Source organism: Klebsiella sp. MS 92-3, assembly GCF_000195655.1.
In the GTDB taxonomy this organism is placed as follows: domain Bacteria; phylum Pseudomonadota; class Gammaproteobacteria; order Enterobacterales; family Enterobacteriaceae; genus Klebsiella; species Klebsiella pneumoniae.
Genome location: NZ_GL882823.1, coordinates 72,624 through 79,724, shown reverse-complemented (window position 1 = coordinate 79,724; position 7,101 = coordinate 72,624). Strand labels below are relative to the sequence as shown.

Genomic DNA, 7,101 nt, shown 5'->3' with positions numbered 1-7,101 from the left:
CCGTTTCTTAATCACTCACGACAGCGGTAATTAACGCGTAATCGCGTACAGCGTACCGTCTTTCGCCTGGATCAGCAGTCGACCATCGGCAACCACCGGGTCGGTCAGGAAGCCGGAGCTGTCCACTTTCTGCTGCGCCACAAAATGGCCATCTTCCGGATTAACCCAGTGCATGTAGCCTTCGCTATCGCCGACGACCAGATTGCCATTATACAACACCGGCGCGGTCAGCAAACGGTGCAGCAGATCGCTTTGCGTCCACAGGGTTACACCGCCGTCGGTGGTCAGTGCCAGCAGGCGATCGTTCTGGTCTACCAGGTAGATACGGTTACCATCGACGATGAAATCATTCACCGAACCCAGCTCGCGTTTCCACATAATCTGGCCGCTACGCAGGTCCAGCGCGGTCAGGTTACCGTTATAAGCCAGCGCATAAACCACACCGTTAACGATGATCGGCGTCGTGTCGACGTCGTTCAGGCGGTCAATTTCCGTCGGGCCGGTGGCCGTAGAAATACGCTGCTGCCAAATCATCTGCCCCTGCTGCATCAATACTGCACTGACGCGGCCGTTGTCGCCGCCGACGATCGCCGCGCCGTAGGCGGTCGCAGGCGCAGACTCGCCGCGCAGGGAGAGCGCCGGCATATCGAGGTTAACGGTCCACTTCACGGCCCCATCGGTCTCGTTTAGCGCCTGCAGCTGGCCGTTACTGGTATGCACCAGCACCATGCCATCGCTCACCACCGGACGCGACAGCGCCTCGCCGGCGACACGGGTTTGCCAGGCCACGGTACCATCGCTGGTATTCAGCGCATACAGCTGCGCTTTCTCGCTGCCGATATAAACATGGCCGCCAGAGACGGTCACCCCGCCAGAAAGCAGCGCTGGCGTGCGCGAGAACCAGCCATCTTTCTCCGCCAGATTCACCGACCACACCTCTTTGCCGTCGTCGGCGTTCAGCGCTTTGACGGTGCCTTTACGGTCAGCAGCATACACTACGCCGTCGGCAAAGGCCGGATGAAGGTTAGAGTAAAATTCGCCGATACCATCGCCAACCGAGGTGCTCCAGGACGTGGACGGCGTAAACTGGTTTTCTACCGTCGGCAGCGGTGACATTTTCACCACATCTTCTTCGCTATTAAACAGCGAACACCCGCTCAGCAAGGTAACGGAAAGCAGCCCTGGCAACAGTAATTTACGCAATTGCATCGAGTCCCTCTCAGATGGACAAATTATTCATTTTCATACGCATCATTTCGCTGAGCGCAGGAGAAGCATCGCTTTTCACGCCAGCTTCCCACGCCGCACGGGCCCCTTGCTTATCGCCTTTGCTCAACAGAATTTCGCCGCGCAAATCGGCCACAATGGCGGTCCAGCCCTCACCTTTGATGCTGTCGAGGGTTTTCAGCGCCGCATCAGCCTGTTTCATTTGCAGCTGAACGCGGGCCAGACGCATACTGATAACCGATTTCAGATTATCATCAGATGCGGCCGCCAGCCCCTGCTGCAGCTGCTTTTCAGCGTTCGGCAGATCGTTCTGTTCAACAAAATGCTGTGCCAGCTCGAGAGAGGCGAAGGCGCCGTAGGTATTTTTATTGTCAGCCGCGAATTTCTCTGCCCCTGACAGCACTTCTGGCGTATTCGATTTCAGCGCGGAAGTCGCCTTCTCGTAAGCCAGCGACGCGTCTCTGGCGGTATCCTGCTGATGGGAGGTCCAGTAGCGCCAGCCAACCAGCGCGCCAATCCCTAAAATCACCCCGACCGCCAGCGCTTTGCCGTTTTCGGCAAAGAAACGCTTCAGCGCATCGACCTGATCGTTCTCGTTGTTAAAAGTTTCCACGCAGTCCTTCTCCTGACTAATAATTCCCGGGAGATTAACCCAGAAGTGTGCGCAAATGCGCGGCAACGCTCTCCTGCGTTACGGTAGTTTGCTCACCTGAGCGTAAATCCTTCACTACCACGTTTCCGTCAGCAATCTCTGATTCACCGACCACCAGCGCGACGCGCGCCCCCCACTTGTCAGCGCGGGCGAACTGCTTCTTAAAGTTGCCGCCGCCGTGGTTGGTCATCAGCTTCACGCCGGGCAGCGCATCGCGAACCTGCTCAGCCAGACGCATTGCAGCAGACTGAGTATCGGTCCCGGAGGCTACCAGGTATATATCGACAACAGGATCGGCTTTAAATTCCGGATTCACTGCCTGGACCAGTAAAACAAGACGTTCCAGACCCATGGCAAAACCCACGCCCGGGGTAGCGCGACCGCCCAGCTGCTCAACCAGGCCGTCGTAACGACCGCCGGCGCAGACGGTGCCCTGGGAACCAAGGCTGGTGGTCACCCACTCGAACACGGTGCGGTTATAGTAATCAAGGCCGCGCACCAGGCGCTGGTTGACGGTGTAGCGGATCCCGGCATCGTCAAGCAGCGCGCACAGGCCGGCAAAGTGGGCTTTCGACTCTTCGTCAAGATAATCGCCGAGCGCCGGCGCGTCGTTGAGCAGCGCCTGAACGTCCGGGTTTTTGGAGTCCAGCACCCGCAGCGGGTTGGTATACATCCGGCGTTTACTGTCTTCATCCAGTTTATCGGTAAACTGCTCCAGGTATGCCACCAGCGCGTCGCGGTAGTTGGCGCGCGCTTCCAGCGAACCGATGGAGTTCAGCTCCAGGCTGACGTGCTCGGAGATGCCCAGCTCACGCCACCAGCGCGCGGTCAGCATAATCAGCTCCGCGTCGATGTCCGGGCCCTGCAGGCCAAACACTTCGGCGCCGATCTGATGGAACTGGCGGTAGCGACCTTTCTGCGGGCGCTCGTGACGGAACATTGGCCCGACGTACCACAGACGCTGTTCTTGATTGTACAGCAGACCATGTTCGATGCCGGCACGTACGCAGCCCGCCGTCCCTTCCGGACGCAGCGTCAGGCTGTCGCCATTGCGGTCTTCGAAGGTATACATCTCTTTTTCAACCACGTCGGTCACTTCGCCGATCGCGCGTTTGAATAACGGGGTCTGCTCTACAATCGGCAAACGGATTTCGCTGTAACCGTAGCTACCGAGCACCTGCTTCAGTGAGCCTTCAATGCGCTGCCAGAGAGCGGTTTCGCCCGGCAGATAATCGTTCATGCCACGGATGGCTTGAATGTTCTTTGCCACGTTTATTCTCTTTATATATACAAAAATGAACCCCGGCGCCTCGCGCCCGCAGGTTCAATCATACACGGGAAGCGTATCGCTTCCCAACACGTTATTTTGCTTCAACCTGTTGAACGTCAATCCGACGGGCTTCATCGAGCATCGAGGCTTTGGCGCGGATCCGCGCTTCCAGCTGGTCGATCATGTCGTTGTTGTCCAGGCGATCTTTACGCACGCCGTCTTCATACAGGCCGCTTTTCTTGTTGCCGCCGGTGACGCCAAGGGTGGAGACCAGCGCTTCGCCCGGGCCGTTCACCACGCAACCGATGATCGAAACATCCATCGGGGTGATGATATCTTCCAGACGCTGCTCCAGAGCATTCACCGTACCGATAACGTCAAACTCCTGGCGTGAACAGGTCGGGCAGGCGATAAAGTTAATGCCGCGGGAACGAATACGCAGAGATTTGAGGATATCGAAGCCGACCTTGATCTCTTCCACCGGATCCGCCGCCAGCGAGACGCGCAGCGTATCGCCGATCCCCTCGGACAGCAGGAGTCCCAGACCGATCGCCGATTTTACCGCGCCGCTGCGCGCGCCGCCCGCTTCGGTGATCCCGAGATGCAGCGGCTGATCGATCTGTTTCGCCAGCAGACGATAGGATTCCACCGCCAGGAAGACATCGGAGGCTTTAACGCTGACTTTAAACTGATCGAAGTTCAGACGATCGAGATGATCGACATGACGCATGGCGGATTCGAGCAGCGCCTGCGGCGTCGGCTCGCCATATTTTTCCTGCAGATCTTTTTCCAGCGAGCCGGCGTTGACGCCGATGCGGATCGGGATGTTTTTATCGCGAGCGCAATCTACAACCATGCGGATGCGCTCTTCGTTGCCGATGTTGCCCGGGTTGATACGCAGGCAGTCGACGCCATATTCCGCCACTTTCAGCGCAATACGGTAGTCAAAGTGGATATCGGCGACCAGCGGGACGTTAACCTGCTGTTTGATAAGTTTGAACGCCTCAGCAGCGTCCATCGTCGGAACAGAGACACGGACAATGTCCGCGCCTACGCGCTCTAACGCTTTGATTTGATTTACGGTCGCCGCCACATCGGTGGTGCGCGTATTGGTCATTGACTGAACGGCGATGGGAGCCCCATCGCCAATTGGCACATTACCAACGTAAATACGTTTAGATTTTCTACGTTGAATCGGAGCCTGGTTATGCATGAAAAATCTCCCGCGTTACCCGTCTGTTACTGCGCCGGTGATGATTCGGCATTGAGGGTCAGACGCGCAACCTGGTTAGTTCTGATAAAACGACTTAAATCGACAGGCTTGCCCAGATACTGGATCTGTACCGCGGCCGGGGCGCCAATTTTCAGCTTATACGGCGCCTGACCGCTCAGGTTCAGGTTACCACCTCTACGCTGCAGGCCGCTGAACAGTTTTTTACCGGTGGCATCGCTCACTTCCAGCCAGCAGTCGGCGGAAAAGTTCATCACCAGATCCTGCGCCGACGCCGCCGGAGTCGTGACGTTCGCCTGATCGGTCGGCAACGGCGAGGCTGGGGTGGTAGCCGGAGCTGCCGGCGTCGTCCCCGCGGTATCGACATTGGCCTGGGAAGGGGCCACGACAGCGTTATTATCCGCTGGCGTCTGGGCCGGCGCGCTGGTGGTCGGTGCGCTGGCGGTATCGGTTGGCGCGCTGTTCGCGGCGCTATCGGCGGTCGGGGCTGCAGGGGCGCTGGTATCCAGCGGCACGTTCTGGCTGTTGGCGTCGCCGCCGTTCAGCTCAGCGGAAGACTGATCGGCCATGGTCGAAATCTCTTCCTGCTGCGCCTTATGGTCTTGCCACCACCAGGCGCCGCTCAGACCGATAACCACAAACAGCACCAGCCAGGTGAAGCTCATCAGCCAGCCGTCGCGCTTTTTGCGGCGCTTGCCTAAAGAGAAACTCTGCATTGGCGCGACTTTCGCCGCGCGGATGGGCGCCTGCTTGGCCATCATCGGCAGCAGCTCGTCTTCTGGAATATGTACGAGGCGAGCGTAGGAGCGGATGTACCCGCGCAGGAAGGTGGAGGCGAGGTCGGCGGGGGCCTTATCGTCTTCAATATCACGAACCGTGGACACCTTCAGGCATAAGCGTTCGGCCACCGCTTGCTGGCTAAGTCCGAGTTGTTCGCGGGCGTGACGCAGACGCGCGCCCGTGGTGTTTGCTTCTTGATGATCTTGAGTGGCTTCAGTATTCATTCGCTACAACTACTGGTACGTGAAATTTAAAGTTCAGCGCGGGAAAAAGCCGGCGCCGCGAGACATCTGTGCTACGTCAGCCTCACAGTATAGGACTGTCAGCCGCGCGATCACAGAGACGAATCAAAATTGAATGCTAAGCGGTTGTTGTGCCGCTACATACTGCCTCAAAGTCGACAAAAACGCACCGTAATTATTAACCGAATCAGCGTATTTCGCCTGGCTATCGGCCATAAATATGACCCGTGCCGCCTGCGCTGCACGGGGCATCATTTGTCAGACCGCTTTTACGTCAATCGCTTCGCCCTGCATCCGCTTACGCAGCGTACGCTTGGTACGGTCAATGACGTCGCCCGCCAGCTGGCCGCAGGCGGCATCGATATCGTCGCCACGCGTTTTACGCACGATGGTCGTAAAGCCGTACTCCATCAGGACTTTGGAGAAACGGTCGATGCGGCTGTTGGAGCTGCGGCCATACGGCGCGCCCGGGAACGGGTTCCATGGGATCAGGTTGATCTTGCACGGCGTATCTTTCAGCAGCGCCGCCAGCTCATGGGCGTGCTCGGTGCCGTCGTTGACGTGATCCAGCATCACGTACTCGATGGTCACCCGGCCCTGGTTGGCGTTGGACTTCGAAATATAGCCGCGCACCGAGTTGAGGAACGTCTCGATGTTGTACTTTTTGTTGATCGGGACGATTTCGTCGCGAATGGTGTCGTTCGGCGCGTGCAAGGAGATCGCCAGCGCAACGTCGATCATATCGCCGAGTTTATCCAGCGCCGGCACCACGCCGGAGGTAGACAAGGTCACACGACGCTTGGAAAGGCCAAAGCCGAAATCGTCGAGCATGATTTCCATCGCCGGAACGACGTTGTTGAGGTTCAGCAGCGGCTCGCCCATGCCCATCATTACTACGTTGGTAATGGGACGCACGCCGGTGGTCTTCACCGCGCCGACGATCTTCGCCGCGCGCCAGACCTGGCCGATAATTTCGGATACCCGCAGGTTGCGGTTAAAGCCCTGCTGGGCGGTGGAGCAGAATTTGCACTCCAGCGCGCAGCCTACCTGGGAGGAGACGCACAGGGTGGCGCGGTCTTCTTCCGGGATATAGACGGTCTCGACGCGCTGATCGCCAACGGCAATCGCCCATTTAATGGTCCCGTCGGTTGAGCGTTGCTCTTCAACCACTTCCGGGGCGCGGATCTCCGCCACTTCTTTCAGTTTACTGCGCAGGACTTTGTTGATGTCGGTCATCTCATCAAAGTCGTCGCAGCAGTAGTGATACATCCATTTCATCACCTGATCGGCGCGGAAAGGCTTCTCGCCCATGTTTTTGAAAAACTCGCGCATCTGCTGACGGTTTAAATCCAGCAGGTTGATTTTGGCATCTTTGTTCGGCACCGTCAGAGCGGCGGTATCAGGCGTGACAATTTGTTCAGACATAATATTTTCCGGCCTCGTTATTACACGTTATGGCCCCAGGTGGGTTGAAAAAGAAACGCCCCGGAGAGCGACTGCTCGTCCAGGGGCGCTATATTCTACAAATTCTGGCGCATCATTGCCACGTTTGCACAAAGCAATGAAAAAAAATCTGTAACTGACTGCTCAATCCTCTAAGGCTTTTCGATTGTCGCAAGGCGGCAAGCAAGTGACAAATTCGTCGGGAACGAATTTGACCAGCCGTAGGCTGGCCTCCGGGGGGGGGGGGGGGGGGGGG

Annotated in this window: 6 protein-coding genes; all 6 read right to left on the bottom strand. The window is 57.7% G+C overall.

Features of this window, described 5'->3' with window-relative positions; all coding sequences use genetic code 11:
- Positions 1-30: 30 nt before the first annotated feature.
- On the bottom strand, positions 31-1,209 hold the full coding sequence (gene bamB, locus HMPREF9538_RS10455; protein WP_002913889.1) for an outer membrane protein assembly factor BamB: 1,179 nt from the start codon (positions 1,207-1,209) through the stop codon (positions 31-33).
- A gap of 10 nt (positions 1,210-1,219) precedes the next feature.
- A complete protein-coding gene (locus tag HMPREF9538_RS10460) occupies positions 1,220-1,840 on the bottom strand; it encodes a YfgM family protein (protein WP_002913890.1) in 621 nt (206 codons plus the stop codon).
- Positions 1,841-1,874: 34 nt separating this feature from the next.
- Positions 1,875-3,149 (bottom strand): histidine--tRNA ligase, encoded by a 1,275-nt coding sequence (gene hisS / locus HMPREF9538_RS10465; RefSeq protein ID WP_004149335.1) that lies wholly within the window; start codon positions 3,147-3,149, stop codon positions 1,875-1,877.
- 91 nt (positions 3,150-3,240) lie between these two features.
- On the bottom strand, positions 3,241-4,362 hold the full coding sequence (gene ispG / locus HMPREF9538_RS10470) for a flavodoxin-dependent (E)-4-hydroxy-3-methylbut-2-enyl-diphosphate synthase (protein ID WP_002913892.1): 1,122 nt from the start codon (positions 4,360-4,362) through the stop codon (positions 3,241-3,243).
- Between the two features lie 26 nt (positions 4,363-4,388).
- On the bottom strand, positions 4,389-5,384 hold the full coding sequence (gene rodZ / locus HMPREF9538_RS10475; RefSeq protein WP_009485462.1) for a cytoskeleton protein RodZ: 996 nt from the start codon (positions 5,382-5,384) through the stop codon (positions 4,389-4,391).
- A gap of 276 nt (positions 5,385-5,660) precedes the next feature.
- Complete coding sequence (locus tag HMPREF9538_RS10480) at positions 5,661-6,827, bottom strand: bifunctional tRNA (adenosine(37)-C2)-methyltransferase TrmG/ribosomal RNA large subunit methyltransferase RlmN (RefSeq protein ID WP_002913894.1); 1,167 nt, start codon at positions 6,825-6,827, stop codon at positions 5,661-5,663.
- Positions 6,828-7,101 lie beyond the last annotated feature (274 nt).

What these genes read in the sequence shown, in the direction of transcription:
- HMPREF9538_RS10480 (WP_002913894.1), bottom strand. Translation starts at nt 6,827, where the DNA reads ATGTCTGAACAAATTGTCACGCCTGATACCGCCGCTCTGACGGTGCCG.
- bamB (WP_002913889.1), bottom strand. Translation starts at nt 1,209, where the DNA reads ATGCAATTGCGTAAATTACTGTTGCCAGGGCTGCTTTCCGTTACCTTG.
- ispG (WP_002913892.1), bottom strand. Translation starts at nt 4,362, where the DNA reads ATGCATAACCAGGCTCCGATTCAACGTAGAAAATCTAAACGTATTTAC.
- rodZ (WP_009485462.1), bottom strand. Translation starts at nt 5,384, where the DNA reads ATGAATACTGAAGCCACTCAAGATCATCAAGAAGCAAACACCACGGGC.